Below are 14896 nucleotides of genomic sequence, written 5' to 3'. Positions count from 1 at the left end.
CGGCGGCGCCGGTGCGAAGATCGCACCGCAATGCGCCCCTCGGCCGCCCAGATCGCACGGTTCGCTGCGCTCCTCTCCGGAGCCGTCCTCGCCGCCTGCGGCGGCAACCAGCACGCGGGCGCCGCGGCGTTCTGGGAGGGCGGCACCGTCGACCCCTCCGCGCCGGCCGAGCCGGACGCCGCGCAGCAGAAGGCGCCGCGCCGGGCGGTCGGGACGCCCGACGATTTCGACGGCGCCCCGTCCACGCCCGAGGAGCGGGCCCCCTCGTCGTGGGTCGGCGTGCGGCACGACCTCGCGCTCGCGCGCGCCGCGTCGCGGGCCGAGCGGTGCAGCTGCCTCGCCGTGGAGGTGGGGGCGGCGCGCGATCCGAGGTTCCAGTGGGCGGCCGGCGCCCCGGAGACCGGGGGCGACACGCTCGCCGTCGCCCTGAGCGCGCGCGGGGTGCCCTGCCCGGGCGGCCCCGCCGACGAGGAGAGCCGGCGGCCGTCGATCTCGGCGGTCGATCAGGAGGGGAACGACATCGTCATCGAGGTCGAGGAGCTGCCGCCCGGGCGGCCGCTCGCGACCGGCGCCGTGATCCCGAGGCCCGCCCCGGGCGGGGCGATCTACGTGAAGGGGCGGAGCGCGAAGGTCCCCTACGCGCGCGCCGCCGGCGGCGCGCGCTGCAAGGTGTACTGAGACCGGCGGCGGCGCTCAGTTGCTGGGAGCGCCCGCGCAGATCCAGTCGTTGATCTTCTTGATGTTGGCCTCGGACAGGGCCGGGTTCGGAGTCGGGGGCATGGACTTGCCGCCCCGGCAGAGGTCGACGTTGCGCAGCTTGTTGATGATGTAGCTCTGGCTCGGCATGCCCGGCACGACGAGCACCCGGTCGGCGCAGGTCGTGCTGTCCCCGTTGACGAGCTCGCCATGGGCCGCGTTCGCGCGGAGATCGAGCTCACCGGGCAGGTGGTCGCTGTTGCCGTGGCACCCCACGCAGCTCGCGGTCAGGATCGCCTTCACGTCGGCGAAGGTCGCGGTGCCCGCGCCGCACGCCGGATCGCTGGGGGCGGAGCCGCCCTCGCCCGTGGAGCCGCCCTCGCCCGCGGAGCCGCCCTCGCCCGCGGAGCCGCCCTCGTTGGCGCCGCCCTCGCCCGTGGAGCCGCCCTCGTTGGCGCCGCCCTCGCCCGTGGAGCCGCCCTCGCCCGTGGTGGCGCTGCTGGTCGAGCTGGTCCCGCCGCCCTGGCCCGTGGTGGCGCCGCTGGTCGAGCTGGTCGTGCCGCCGCCCTCGCCGCCGGGGTCGTCGTCCGAGCAGGCGGCCGCCGATAGGCCGACGGCGAGACAGAGGGCCAGTCGAAGTGTAGTTTTCTGGAGAAGCATAAAAGACCTCATTGCACTGGATTCGCGCGGCGGTCGCCGCGCCATGACGCGCCGGTAGCCTAGAGGTCTCTGTGGTCGTTCACAATGCATTTCGTGAGAAGGGGAGATATTCGCTCCTCGCGAAATGGCGGCACTGCAACTCAATGGCAGCGCTGTACCGCGCTGTCCGGCGCGCTACCCCGCGAGCGCCTTCGAGGACAGCAGCTCTCCCGGATCGCGCTCTGCCATCTCCTCGAAACGCGGGAGATCGGCGAGCCGGCGCGCCGTCGTGGCGCAGGTCTCGGGGTCGCGCTCGAACGCGATCGCGCGGCTGAGGGCCTGCTTCGAGGCGCCCCGGAGCAGCGCGGGCGAGTGCGTCGTCGCCACGATCTGGCAGACGGAGGGCCGCGCCGCGCCCTCCAGGAGCTGCGCGAGCACGCCCGCGCGCTCCGGGTGCATGCCGGCGTCGGGGTCCTCCACGAGGAGCAGCGAGCCCTCCGGCGCGGTGAGCACGCCGGCGATCTTGCCGAGCACGCGCAGCGCGCCGTCCGGGAGGCTCGGCGCCGGGACGCGGGCGCCGCCCTTCTCGACGAGCACCATCATCACGTCGCCGAGGCCCGTCTCCGCAAACTCGATATCGAGGATCTCGGGCGCGAAGATCGAGCGCACCCAGCCGAGCACGTCGGCCTTGTGGTCGGCCTCCTGACAGAGCCAGCGGAGCACCGCGGAGAGGTTCTGCCCGCCGGCGCCGAGGTTCTCGATCTCGTGCGGCACGTAGCCCCGCATGCGCGAAGGGTCGATGTCGATCGACAGCGTGCCCCGCATCGCGACCTGGAGCGCATTGCAGAGCGCGATGACGTCCGAGAGGCTCACGTCGTCGCCGCGCCCGCGGTGGTGCTCGATCTGGCCGAGCAGGCTGCGCCGCGCGGGGTTGCGATCCATCGACGCGATCCTCATCGAGCGGCCCTTCTTCGACGCCGACATCAGCGCGCCCGCCCCGGCGAACCCCTCCAGGCCCTTCAGCGCCGACGCGGGCGTATCGAAGAGCGGCCCGCCGGCCGACTTCGCCTCGAGCGACTCGTGCTCGACCATCACGTCCGGCTCGACCTGACACGTGATCTTGTGTGTGAGCTCCTCCTTCCCTATCGCCCATCGGCTCTCGATGGTGAACGATTTGGCTCCCTTGTGCGTGGCCCCCTGCGTGCCGCCGCGCAGGCCCGGCCAGATCTCGCGCCTGCCGTCGACGCGGCCGCGGAAGATGTCGCACAGGGGGAGATCCAGCCCGACGCCCTGCAAGAAGCGCAGGGCGTCGAGGAAATTGCTCTTGCCGGAGCCGTTGGCCCCGAGCAGCAGCGTGAAGGGGGACAGCTCCACCGTTTGATCGGCGAAGCTCTTGAAGTTCTTGAGACGAATGGATGTCAGCATGCCTGGCCGCTCGCAGCTCTCCATGTAGCCAGGCGGTCGGCCGGATGTAAAGCGCCGGCCGACGGATCAGCGAAAGTCGATGAGCTCGATGTCGAACACGAGCATGCCGGCGGGCGCGCCGGGGCGCGTCGGCTTTTCGCCGTACGCGAGCTCGGCCGGGATCCAGAAGCGCGCCTTCTCGCCTTTCACCATCAGCTGTACGCCCTCGGTCCACCCCTTGATCACGCCGCCCAGCGGGAAGGTGATCGGCTCGTCGCGGACGATGGAGCTGTCGAACATCTTCCCGTCCGTGGTCCACCCCGTGTAGTGCACGGTGACGCGGCTCGTCGGCTTGGGGTGCTCGGTGCCCGTGCCCTTCTGGAGGACCTCGTAGGCGAGCCCGGAGGCGGTCTTCTTCGCGGCCTTGGGCGGCGCCTTCACGTCCTTCGGCACGGGCGGGGGCTTCGGCGCGGGGGCGAAGTCGAGCAGCTCGACGTCGAACACGAGCATTCCGGCCGGGGCGCCCGGCTGCATCGGCCGGTCGCCGTAGGCGAGGTTGCCCGGGATCCAGAGGCGGCGCTTCTCGCCCTTGCTCATGAGCTGGAGCGCCTCCGTCCACCCTTTGATCACGCCGCCCACGCCGAAGCTCGCCGGCTCGCCGCGGAGGACGGAGCTGTCGAACATCTTTCCGTCGGTGGTCCACCCCGTGTAGTGGACCTTCACCTTGTCGTCGGGGCCGGGATGCTCCTTGTCCTTGCCGGGCGTCAGCACCTTGAACGCGAGGCCCGAGGCCGTCTTCTGCGCGTCCGCGGGCGGCGCGGCCACGTCCGGGGGCGCGGGCAGACCGGCGGGCTCTGGCGCAGACGGCTGCTCCGCGGTGGGCTCGGCCGCGTGCGTGGGCGGCGCGGCCGGCTTGGCAGACGCGGCCGCAGGGGCGTCGGCGGTCGCCTGAGGGGCCGGCTTCTGGTCGCAGGCGGAGAGGGGGACGGCAAGCATCGCAACAAGGACGAGGTATCCGCGCTTCATGCGCCGCTTCATAGCTCGTCCGCCGTCGAGAGCCGGTATTTTTGTGAGGTGCGCGGCGCGATTCCGTCGGTTGCGGACCCGGCGCCGCCGCCGGCCGTCCGCGCGCGGCGTTCGACGGATCTCGACCCGACTGCGCGGACGGTCTAGCGTGCGCCCGCCATGGGAAGATCGATATACTTCTTCGGCGGGGGGCAGGCGGACGGGGACGCACAGCAGAAGGAGCTGCTCGGCGGCAAGGGCGCGGGGCTCGCCGAGATGACGCGTCTCGGCATCCCGGTGCCGCCGGGCTTCACGGTCACCACCGAGGTCTGCAACGCGTACTATGCCGCGGGCAAGGCGCTCCCCGCCGGCGTCGAGGACGAGATCAGGGCGGCGATCGGCCGGCTGGAGTCGCTGCTCGACGCGAGGCTCGGGAGCCCCGAGGCGCCGCTGCTCGTGTCCGTCCGCTCGGGCGCGCGCGCGTCGATGCCGGGAATGATGGATACCATCCTGAACCTCGGCCTGAACGACGAGATCGCGCGGGGGCTCGCGAAGCGCACGGGCAGCGAGCGATTCGCGCTGGACGCCTATCGGCGTTTCATCCTGACGTATGCCGATATCGTGCTCGGCGTGCCCCGCGACCGCTTCGAGGAGGCGCTCGGCCGCGCGCGCAAGCAGGCGGCGGCGCGGCTCGGCGTCGACGCGACGCGCCTGAACGCCGCCGAGCTCGAGCGCAAGGTGCCTGATTCGCTGCTCGATCCGGAGTCGCTCGCGGCGCTGATCCAGCGGCAGAAGGACGTCGTCCTCGGGGCCACGGGGCGGCCGTTCCCCGACGACCCGTACGCGCAGCTCTGGGGCGCGATCCGCGCCGTCTTCGACAGCTGGAGGAACCACCGGGCCCAGGTGTACCGGAAGATGCACGATATCCCGGAGGCCTGGGGGACGGCCTGCAACGTCCAGGCGATGGTGTTCGGCAACCTGGGTGACGACTCGGGCACGGGCGTCGCGTTCACGCGCGATCCGTCGACGGGCGAGCGGCGCTTTTACGGCGAGTGGCTCCCCAACGCGCAGGGCGAGGACGTGGTGGCGGGGGTGCGCACGCCGCATCCGCTGTCGAAGTCCGGTACGGGCGGCGTGTCCGGTACGGGCGGCGTGTCCGGCGCGGGCGGCGTGTCCGGCGCGGGCGGCGTGTCCGGCGCGGGCGGCGTGTCCGGTACGGGCGGCGTGTCCGGTACGGGCGGCGTGTCCGGTACGGGCGGCGTGTCCGGTACGGGCGGCGTGTCCGGTACGGGCGGCGTGTCCGGTACGGGCGGCGTGTCCGGTACGGGCGGCGTGTCCGGTACGGGCGGCGTTGACGACGCGTGCTCGCTCGAGGCGCAGATGCCCGACGTGTACGCGGAGCTCGTCGAGGTGCAGGCCACGCTCGAGCAGCACTTCCGCGACATGCAGGACCTGGAGTTCACGATCCAGCAGAAGAAGCTCTATCTGCTCCAGTGCCGCACCGGCAAGCGCACGGGCCGGGCGGCCGTGCGCATCGCGGTCGAGATGGCCAAGGAGGGCCTGATCAGCCAGCGCGAGGCGATCTTGCGGGTGGACCCGGGCTCGATCGATCAGCTGCTGCACCCGAGCATCGACCCGAGCGCGCCGAAGAAGCTGCTCGCGCGCGGCCTGCCGGCGAGCCCGGGGGCGGCGACGGGGCAGGTGGTGTTCAGCGCGGACGAGGCGGAGCGGCGCGCCGGCCAGGGCAAGGCGGTGATCCTGGTGCGGTCCGAGACGTCGCCGGAGGACATCCACGGCATGAAGGCGGCGCGCGGCATCCTGACGGCCCGCGGCGGCATGACGAGCCACGCGGCCGTGGTGGCGCGGGGGATGGGCAAGAGCTGCGTGGCCGGCTGCTCGGCGATCAGCGTGAGCCAGGGCCAGATGGCGGTGACGCTCTACGACGATCACGGGCACCCGACCGACACGATCACGGTGAAGGCCGGCGACCTGATCACGCTCGACGGCGGCTCCGGCACGGTCTACCTCGGGGCGGTGCCGACCGTCCCGGCGGCGCTGAGCGGCGAGTTCGAGGAGCTCATGGTCTGGGCCGACGCGGTCCGGCGCCTGCGGGTGCGGTCGAACGCCGACACGCCCCACGACGCGAGGACGGCGCGCAACTTCGGCGCGGAGGGCATCGGGCTCTGCCGCACCGAGCACATGTTCTTCGACGAGGAGCGGATCCAGGCGATGCGCGAGATGATCCTCGCGGACGGCGAGGCGGGGCGGCGCCGCGCCCTCGCGAAGCTCTTGCCGTTCCAGCGCAGCGATTTCGTGGGCGTCTTCCGCGAGATGGCCGGCCTGCCGGTGACGATTCGCCTGCTCGATCCGCCGCTGCACGAGTTCTTGCCGCAGGACGAGGCGCAGCTCCAGCAGCTCTCGAAGGCGATGGGCGTCCCCGCGCAGGACCTCTCGCGCAAGAACGAGGAGCTCGCCGAGTACAACCCGATGCTCGGCCACCGCGGCTGCCGGCTGGCGATCACGTCGCCGGAGATCTACGAGATGCAGGCGCGCGCCATCCTCGAGGCGGCGTGCGAGGTCGCGGCGGCGGGCATCGAGGTCGAGCCCGAGATCATGATCCCGCTCAGCATGACCCGGCGCGAGCTCGCCATCACGCGCGCGCTCGTCGAGGGGGTCGCGGAGAAGGTGTTCGCCGAGAAGGGGCGGAGGGTCGACGTCCGGTTCGGGACGATGATCGAGCTCCCGCGCGCCGCGCTCGTGGCCGGCGAGCTCGCGGAGGAGGCCGAGTTCTTCAGCTTCGGCACGAACGATCTCACGCAGACGACGCTCGGCATCTCGCGCGACGACGCGGGCCGGTTCCTCGGCGCGTACGTCGAGGCCGGCATCTTCGCGAGGGATCCGTTCCAGTCGCTGGACGCGGCCGGCGTCGGGGAGCTCGTCGAGATCGGGCGGGATCGGGGGCGCGCGGCGCGGCCCGGGCTGAAGCTCGGCATCTGCGGCGAGCACGGCGGCGATCCGAGCTCGATCGCGTTCTTCGAGCGGGCCGGGCTCGATTACGTGTCCTGCTCTCCCTTCCGCGTCCCCGTGGCCCGCCTCGCGGCCGCGCAGGCGGCGCTCGCGGCCGAGTCCTCGAGGGGTCCGCGCGCGACGGACTGACCATCACCGCTCCGGGACATACGCTGGCTCGGCGGCGCGACATCCGTTCTCACGAGCGTGCTTTGCGCGCGCGAGAGCGAGCTTTTGTGTCGCGCCGAGTCTGCTAAGACAGGAGCCTCGCCGTTCATCGCCGGTGTCTGGCTTGGCGCGCCTGCCCGCCCAAGCGGCTCCACCGCGCGCTGGCGACTGGAGGTCTCATGCGTCATCTCGGCGTCTCCTCTGCGCTCCTCGCTGTTCTGGGGGCCGCGACCGCGGGTGCGTTCGTCGCGGTCGGCTGTCATGCCTCCTCTAGCCCGCGCCGCGATACCGGCGCGGCCTCCGCCGCCGCCGGCGCGGGCGGCGGCGGAGGCGACGGCGGCGCGGCCGGGAGCGGCGGCGGCGGCGCTCCTTCGGAGCCCGGCTTCGGCGGGGCGGTCTCCCCCGGCGAGGACGCCGGGGTCGTCGACGGGGCCGTGAACCCGTGCGGCACGGAGTGCGGGCCGGAGGAGCTCTGCGACGTCGGCCACCTCGGCCTCGACGACGACTGCGACGGTCAGGTCGACGAGACGTGCTCCTGCGTCGCGGGGCAGGCGCACGCGTGCTTCATGGGCGATCCGTCGTACCGCGCGGTGGAGGGGTGCTTCGCGGGCACCGAGCTGTGCAACGAGGTCGGCGTGTGGGGGCCGTGCCTCGGCGGCCGTCACGCGACCGAGGGCTGCTTCAGCGAGAGCCCGGCGGGCTGTCACGCGCTGCAGGTGCCGCCGTTCGCCGACGTGAACCTGAAGGAGGGGACAGGCACGTTCAGCGCGGACGCCGAGCCCGGGTCGGAGACGTGGACCGTGGTTTGCCCGGCGGGCATCGAGCCGTGTCCGGCCGTGTCCGGGGTCGACCCGGCGGACGATTACAAACCGCTCCAGTCGGGGGAGTACAAGGTCGTTTACACGAAGCGGCTCGCGGACGGCACGACCGGCTCCTGCGAGTATGCCCTTTACGTCGGCGCGCCCGGCCTGCGGGTCGAGCTCGAGTGGGAGCACGACCTCGGCGGCGACGGGGTGGATCTCGATCTGCACCTGCACCAGCCGGACGACACGCAGCCGTGGCGGGTCGGCGGATCGGCGAGCGACTGCGGCTACAACAACTGCACGGTGGAGGCGCTGGACTCGAACCCGGATATCCGCTGGTTCAGCGACACCGCGTCGCCGCCGGAGCCGGTGAGCTGGTTCCTCGACCCGGTGGAGGCGAACAACACGTGTTATTACGCGCCGCGCGGGGCCGGGGAGGCGTGGCGCGCCCTCGGCCGGGGGTGCCACAACCCGCGGCTCGACATCGACAACATCACGTGCAATCCCGACGTGACGGACCCGAACAGCGACGATTTTTGCGCGCCCGAGAACATCAACGTCGATTTCCCGCCGTTCGGGCAGTGGATGCGGATCGGCGTCCATTATTATTCGAGCCACGGCCGGCGTTATGGGGTCCACCCGCGGGTGAAGATCTTCTGCAACGGTGCCCTCGGGGCGGATCTCGGCCCGACGGGGTTTTACGATCCGGAGGCGCCGGTCACGTTCGAGGTGGGCGACGGGAGCACCCGGTACTGGCTGGTCGCGGACGTCGCGTTCGTCGACGGCGGCGAGTGCGGGGAGGACACGTGCGTGGTGAGGCCGCTGTACGAGGACGAGACGGTGAAGACCCCGCTGCTGACGACGCGCTCGTTCGTGGAGACGAGCGTCGGTCCGGGCTATCTGCCGCCGCCCTGAGGGCCGGTCCCCTGGCGCGGCGCAGCGGGCGCGCGCCGAGGGGGCGGCGGGCGCCCGCCAACGGAGCGGCGGGCGCGCCGCGAGGGGGCGCCGGCGGCGCGGCGCGCGGGCGCTTTACAGGGGCGGCGGGGCGGTGCACGCTACCGGCATGGGCATCTTCGACCGGATGGGAAAGGTCATCTCGAGCAACGTCAACGCGCTCCTCGACAAGGCGGAAGATCCGAAAAAGTCGCTGGATCTCATCGTCGAGGAGATGAAGGACCAGGTCCGCGCGGCGCGGAAGGAGCTGGTCGACGCGGTAGCGGCGGAGAAGGTGCTGCGCAAGAAGGTCGACGAGCTCGACGCCGAGGCGGAGAAGTGGGAGAAGCGCGCCGAGCTCGCGCTGAAGGCGAACGACGAGAAGCTCGCGCGCGAGGCGCTCGTGCAGAAGAAGCGGGTCGTGGGCGAGCGCGACCGGGCCGAGGCGATGCGCGCGGAGCAGCGTTCGGCGGTCCTCTCGATGAAGACCGAGCTCGAGCGCATGGAGGCGAAGCAGGAGGAGTTCCAGGCGCGGAAGGGCACGCTCGCGGCGCAGATCCAGCAGCACCGCGCCGGCGGCGGGGCCGAGGGGCTCGGGTCGCGGGGCGGCCAGAGCGCGTTCTCGGAGTTCCGGCGCATGGAGGAGCAGGTCGAGGGGCAGGTGGCGCAGGTCGCGGCGTCGCGCGAGGTCGAGGAGGCGATCTCCGGCGGCGGGTTGTCGGCGGCCGAGCTGGAGGCGAAGTTCGCCCGGCTCGAGCACGGCCGCGGCAGCGCGGGCGGCGCCGGCGAGGACAGGCCCGGCGGGTCGGCGGTCGATGATGAGCTCGCCGCGCTGAAGAAGAGGATCCGGATCGGCTCCTGAGGGACCGACCGGGAGAGCGGCGCGGGGGAGGGGCGCAGGCGGCGTTCGTCCTCTCGGGTTGCACGCTGCGGGGCGGGCGCTCCTCGAGCGCCATTCCGTGAACCGCGATTGCCAATCGTTCGACAGGGAGGACGGCCGCGTCTCGGACCGGCGTCGGCCGCGTGAGCACGTCAGGGGAGGGCGGCGGTCGCGTGCGCGCGCCGGGCCCGTCTGGGTCGATTCCTTTGGCGTGCATGTGGCGCATGGTACGGTTTGTCGCACCACAGAGAGAGAGAGCTGAGGTGCGAATGAAATGGACATCGATTGTCTTTCTTGGATGCCTGTTGGTCGCTTGCGGGGGCGATGATCCCAACCCGGGCACCGGCGGCGCGGGCGGCAATGCGGAGGGCGGCGGCGGCGCGGGGTCGGGCGGCAATGCAGAGGGCGGCGGCGGCGCCGGGGCCGGGGCTGGGGGCAATGCGGAGGGCGGCGGCGGCGCGGGGTCGGGCGGCAATGCGGAGGGCGGCGGCGGCGCGGGGGCGGGCGGCAATGCGGAGGGCGGCGGCGGCGCGGGGTCGGGCGGCAATGCGGAGGGCGGCGGCGGCGCGGGAGCGGGCGGCAATGCGGAGGGTGGCGGCGGCGCGGGCTCCGGGGGCAATGCGGAGGGCGGCGGCGGCGCGGACGGCGGCCTGGATACGACAGAGCTCGCCATCGCAGCCGACGAGGACGGCACGGCCGGTTGCGCGACGTTCGTGGATGGGGTCTGGGGCGTCGACGAAACCGAGTTCTTCGGGGGCGAGCCCACGAACTACAGTTGCGCCTTGGTGCCCGTGCTTGTCGATGGGGACGCCTACTGGATCTCGTCGCGCGACTTCGCGGGGACCATCGACGTCTACGATCTGAACTACAGCTTCCTGAGCGCCGCCGCGCGGATCGAAGAGACGAGCTCCTCGTTCATCCTCCTCGACACGGCGTTCGAGGAGGTCTTCTCAGGGATCCTGAACGTGACGTCGCTCACGGACGATAGCGTCACCCTGTCGATCGAGTAGCGCACGTCGCCGCTCCCGGTTCGGCAGCGCGCATCGCTCGACAGAGAACGTACACGAGGAGAGAGATAAAGCGCAAAGGTGCCAAGCGCAAAGGCGCAAGGGAGAGAGAGGCCGGCTTCCTCGCTGCTCCGTTCCTTGCGCCGTTGCGGCTCCTCTCGCGTCGCTTCAGCGAACCCGCCACCGAGCCCCCCGGCCGAGCCGGCGGACGGAGACCGACCGCCGTCCGTGGCTCGTCCGGGAGCTCGGCGCAGCCGCGTGGAGGTCAGCGAGGCGCCTTGACGGGCTCGCGGGACTCGACGTGGAGCTTGCGGGTTGCGGCGGAGCTGCTCTTGTGGGTGCGCGCGGTGGCGGAGATGCGGTAGGTCTTTCCGGCCTGCATCTCGGAGGAGAAGGAGACGCCCGGGCCGGCGCAGAAGCCGCCGTCGAAGAAGGGCGTCCAGATGCCGAGCGACTCCTTGCTGGTCTTGTAGACCCAGTTCGAGCCGACCTTCTCGAAGAGGTCCGCGGCGACATAGGTGCTCTCGCACTTGGCGACGTGATCGGGGTCGGCGAGGGCGGGCAGGCTGTCGGCCCAGTCGACGGTGGTGCGGCCCGGGAAGACGGAGCCGCTCGGGTTCTGGGCATAGCTCGAGGAGTAGCTCTGCACGTCGAGCACGACGCCCTTGTAGCAATTGGTGGTGTTGTAGCTCTGGGGCGAGGTGTAGTTGATGCCGCCGACGAAGGAGGCGGTGGCGGCGGCGCCGGCGCACTCGACGCCCATGGCCTGCTCGGCGTCTGCGACGTCCTCTTCCACCACGTCATCGACGAGCGCGTCGTCGTCGGCGGCGGCGACCGCGCAACCCGCGAGCGCGAAGGCGACCACGCCGAAGCAGACGAAACCGAGCCCGTTGACGATGCGATAGGTATTCATGGCGATCTCCTGACTCCTGCGGCGGACCGCACGGGGCCGGTCGGACCGAAGGTGCTCGGTCCGTGGCCTCCGCGCAGCGCGCCGCGAATGCGTTGCTGTTCGTCCGGCGGCGTCTCTCGCGCGCCGGACGCCGACCGATAGAGCAACGGATATGCCAGTGCGTGGGGATGACGGATCGGCCGGAATGGGGCCCGTCCGGCGCGCCGGGCGAGGCGCGTTTTCGTGCGGTGAGGCTCTGATAAGTCTTCGAAATTCCACGTGCTTTGGAGCCTCGTTGCCGGCCTGCGCCGGTCGGGGCGCCGCGGCGCGTCCCCCGGAGGCTCCGCCCTCTACGTGGAGGCTGCAGCCATCATGTCCCCGGAGGCCGCCTGCCTCGCCCCGGGCTCGACCCGCTTCGGGCTCGACCTCCCCATCGTCCATCGTGAGGAGCGCCGCACACCCGGCCGCCGCCTGCGCGGCTCGCTCGCCGGAGCTCGTCAGAGCGCCGGCGAGCCGGTGGGCCCCTCGCGGCGCTCCGGTTCGACCGCCGCAAGCGCCAAGCGAGCCCGTGCTCGAATGATGAGAAATTGCCGACTCAAAACGCAATGCGTCTTTCGCTCCTCTACACCGTTGCGACGACCGGGTGGGTGCGGCAAAGCTGCGCCGTGCGCCCTGCCTCGCTCGATCCGATCCGCTGGAACACCCCGCAATGTGATGATTACGAGGACCCCGATGCGGTGCGCCGGTATGAGCGCGAGGTGCGCGTCCATCGCGCGCACACCGAGCCGTTCGGCATCGCGCCGCTCAGCGATCGCGTCGACGGCGACTACGCCGTGGCGAGCGGTACCGGGGGGCGATACGTGGTCGATCTCGTGGACGGCAGCGAGCGATACGACACCTGCTCTTGCCCTGATTTCCTGAGCAATCAGCTCGGCACGTGCAAGCACCTCGAGGCGGTGCGCCGCGCGGTCGCGGAGCGTCCGGCGTGGCGCCGCGCATTCGCCCGGCTCGACGTGCCGGCGCGGCCGACCCTCACGGTCGACGCGCAGGACGGCCTGCGCCTGGTCGCGGTGGGGGCGTGGCCCGCAGCGCTCCGCGCGGAGCGCGCGCGCCTGGTGCAGGCGGGCGGGCTGCTCAAGGCCTTGTCGGCGGGGGCTGCCGGGGAGCAGGCGCTCGCGCCGCGGGTCGTCCACGCGGCGTTGCCGGCGGCGGAGCGGCTCGCGGCGGCGATCTGGCACAAGCGCCGCCGGAGCGCGCTCGATGCGCGAGGGGGCCGCGCGCAGGCCGCGATGGATGAGCTCGGGCTGCCGCTCTTCCCGTACCAGCGCGAGGGGGTGCTCCACCTCTTCCGCAACGGGCGGGCGCTGCTCGCCGACGACATGGGCCTCGGCAAGACCCTCCAGGCCATCGCGGCGTGCGAGCTGCTCCGGCGCCGCGGCGAGGCGCGGCGGATCCTCATCGTCACGGCGGCGTCGCTCAAGCACCAGTGGGCGCAGGAGATCGCTCGGTGGACGGGCGAGCGCGCCGCGGTGCTCGGCGGCTCTCCGGCCCAGCGCTCGGGCGCGCTCGCGGCGGAGGCGGCGTACACGGTGCTGAGCTACGAGCTCACGTGGCGCGAGCTCTCGCGGCTCCAGGCGCTCGCGGCGGACGTGCTCGTGCTCGACGAGGCGCAGCGCGCGAAGAACTTCCGCACGAAGACGGCCGTGACGCTCCGGGCGCTCCCGTCGCGGTTCCTGTTCGTCCTCACGGGGACGCCCGTCGAGAACCGCCTCGACGACCTGTACTCGCTGCTCCAGCTCGTCGATCCTGCGCTCCTCGGGCCGCTCTGGCGGTTCAACGCCGACTTCCACCGCCAGGACGAGCGGGGCAGGATCGTCGGCTACAAGAACCTCGGCGAGCTGCGGCGGCGCGTCGCGCCGGTCGCGCTCCGGCGCGAGCGGGCCGAGGTGCTGCTCGACCTGCCGCCGCTCCTCGAGCAGACGCGGTACACGCCGCTCACCCGGGAGCAGCGCGAGCTCGACGCGGACTACCGCGCGCAGGCGGCCCGCCTGGTCGCGATCGCGGAGCGCCGGGCGCTGCGCAAGGAAGAGCTGGACCGGCTCATGATGCTGCTCATGAAGGCGCGGCAGGCGTGCAACGCGCTCGAGCTGTGCGATCCGAGGCGCCGCAAGAGGGCGTCGCCGAAGCTCGACGAGCTGGAGGCGCTGATCGCCGAGATCACGGCGCACCCGCGGAACAAGGTGATCGTGTTCTCCGAGTGGGTGGGGATGCTGGAGCTGGCCCGGGAGCGGATCGAGCGGCTCCGCGTCGGCCTCGTGACGCTTCACGGCGACGTGCCGACGGAGCGCCGCCCGGCGCTGCTCGACCGGTTTCGCGAGGACCCGGCGGTGCGGGTGCTGCTGAGCACGGACGCCGGCGGCGTGGGGCTGAACCTGCAGGCGGCGAGCTATGTGGTGCACCTGGACCTGCCGTGGAACCCGGCGCGCCTGGACCAGCGCACGGCGCGCGCGCACCGCATGGGTCAGGCGCGCGGCGTGAGCGTGACCTACCTCTGCGCCGAGGAGGGCATCGAGCGGGGGATCGAGGGAATTCTGGCCGAGAAGCGCAAGGTGCTGAGCGCGTCGCTCCGCGCCGACGCCGCGGTGGAGGAGCTGGCGGCGCCGAGCTTCGCGGTGGTGCTGCGCGAGATGCGGCAGGTGCTGAGCGCGGCGGAGGGAGCCGGGGCCGGGGAGGGGGGCGCGGAGGAGCAGGGGAGCGCCGCCGCCGTGCCGGTGGAGGGCGAGCGCGCAGGAGGGCAGGCCACGCCGGCGTTGCTCGCGGCATGGCCGGTGGGAGAGGCCGCGCCGGCGAACGATGCGGGGGGGATCGAGGCCGGTGTGGAGACCGCCGCGATGGAGAGCGCCGGCACGGGGGTAGCGGGCATGGCGGTCACGGGCATGGAGGGCGCCGGCATGGTGGTCGCGGGCATGGAGGGCGCCGGCATGGTGGTCGGCGGGGTGGACGCTGCCGTCGTGGGATCTGCCGTCGTGGAGGCGCCTCCGGCGAGCCCGCGCCCCCGGGCGGAGACCGCGCGCAAGGCGGCGGAGCGGCTGCGGCTCGCACGGGTGGTGCTGGACGCCGGCTTCGCGGCGGACGCCGCGCGTGCGGCGTACGAGGCGCTCGCCGGCACGATTGCCGGCATGCTGGAGGGACCGGCGCCCGAGTCGCACGCGGCGCTCATCGCGGGCGTGTACCGCGACCTCGTGCCGGGCGGCGGGCTGCCCGTCGAGGCCCACGCCGCGCTCGCACGGCTGCATGACCTCGGCTCTCTGGCGCGCGCGGGCGTGCCGCTCGACGCCGCGCTCGCCAGGTCGGCCGTGGACGAGGCGGCGCGCTGGATCGGCCAGCTCGGGGGCGCGGCGCTCGCCTGACACGCCGCTCTGCTCCGGCCGCGCGCGGCGCCTCTAGAACCTTCGTGCCCTGG

General features: G+C 72.6%; 10 protein-coding genes. 6 read left to right on the top strand and 4 right to left on the bottom strand.

The window, feature by feature from the left end; genetic code table 11:
• Positions 1 to 30: 30 nt before the first annotated feature.
• Positions 31 to 678: a hypothetical protein gene (locus WMF20_RS42330; RefSeq protein WP_437607362.1), complete on the top strand. Its 648-nt coding sequence runs from the start codon at positions 31 to 33 to the stop codon at positions 676 to 678.
• A 15-nt stretch (positions 679 to 693) separates the two neighbouring features.
• Here WMF20_RS42330 and WMF20_RS42325 read toward each other — a convergent pair whose 3' ends face one another.
• The 3 genes from WMF20_RS42325 to WMF20_RS42315 all read right to left on the bottom strand — a co-directional run bounded on the left by WMF20_RS42325 (position 694) and on the right by WMF20_RS42315 (position 3765).
• A complete protein-coding gene (locus WMF20_RS42325; RefSeq protein WP_437607361.1) occupies positions 694 to 1356 on the bottom strand; it encodes a PE-PGRS family protein in 663 nt (220 codons plus the stop codon).
• A gap of 174 nt (positions 1357 to 1530) precedes the next feature.
• Positions 1531 to 2760: an AAA family ATPase gene (locus WMF20_RS42320; protein ID WP_437607359.1), complete on the bottom strand. Its 1230-nt coding sequence runs from the start codon at positions 2758 to 2760 to the stop codon at positions 1531 to 1533.
• 66 nt (positions 2761 to 2826) lie between these two features.
• Complete coding sequence (locus WMF20_RS42315; protein WP_237244604.1) at positions 2827 to 3765, bottom strand: FKBP-type peptidyl-prolyl cis-trans isomerase; 939 nt, start codon at positions 3763 to 3765, stop codon at positions 2827 to 2829.
• A gap of 159 nt (positions 3766 to 3924) precedes the next feature.
• Here WMF20_RS42315 and ppdK point away from each other — a divergent pair, with 159 nt between their 5' ends.
• The 4 genes from ppdK to WMF20_RS42295 all read left to right on the top strand — a co-directional run bounded on the left by ppdK (position 3925) and on the right by WMF20_RS42295 (position 10544).
• On the top strand, positions 3925 to 6900 hold the full coding sequence (gene ppdK, locus WMF20_RS42310; RefSeq protein WP_437607357.1) for a pyruvate, phosphate dikinase: 2976 nt from the start codon (positions 3925 to 3927) through the stop codon (positions 6898 to 6900).
• 197 nt (positions 6901 to 7097) lie between these two features.
• Complete coding sequence (locus WMF20_RS42305) at positions 7098 to 8636, top strand: hypothetical protein (protein ID WP_437607356.1); 1539 nt, start codon at positions 7098 to 7100, stop codon at positions 8634 to 8636.
• 148 nt (positions 8637 to 8784) lie between these two features.
• A complete protein-coding gene (locus WMF20_RS42300; protein WP_129579556.1) occupies positions 8785 to 9516 on the top strand; it encodes a PspA/IM30 family protein in 732 nt (243 codons plus the stop codon).
• A gap of 323 nt (positions 9517 to 9839) precedes the next feature.
• On the top strand, positions 9840 to 10544 hold the full coding sequence (locus WMF20_RS42295; RefSeq protein WP_437607354.1) for a hypothetical protein: 705 nt from the start codon (positions 9840 to 9842) through the stop codon (positions 10542 to 10544).
• 262 nt (positions 10545 to 10806) lie between these two features.
• Here the strand turns inward: WMF20_RS42295 and WMF20_RS42290 are convergent, their stop codons facing one another.
• Positions 10807 to 11454, bottom strand: coding sequence for a hypothetical protein (locus tag WMF20_RS42290; protein ID WP_437607352.1), 648 nt, complete (start codon positions 11452 to 11454; stop codon positions 10807 to 10809).
• A 584-nt stretch (positions 11455 to 12038) separates the two neighbouring features.
• Here WMF20_RS42290 and WMF20_RS42285 point away from each other — a divergent pair.
• Positions 12039 to 14843: an SNF2-related protein gene (locus WMF20_RS42285; protein ID WP_437607350.1), complete on the top strand. Its 2805-nt coding sequence runs from the start codon at positions 12039 to 12041 to the stop codon at positions 14841 to 14843.
• The last annotated feature ends 53 nt before the right edge of the window (positions 14844 to 14896 follow it).

Origin of the sequence: Sorangium sp. So ce834 (assembly GCF_051521425.1) — a bacterium.
Taxonomy (GTDB): domain Bacteria; phylum Myxococcota_A; class Polyangia; order Polyangiales; family Polyangiaceae; genus Sorangium; species Sorangium cellulosum_D.
This window is presented reverse-complemented; position numbering and strand designations above follow the sequence as displayed.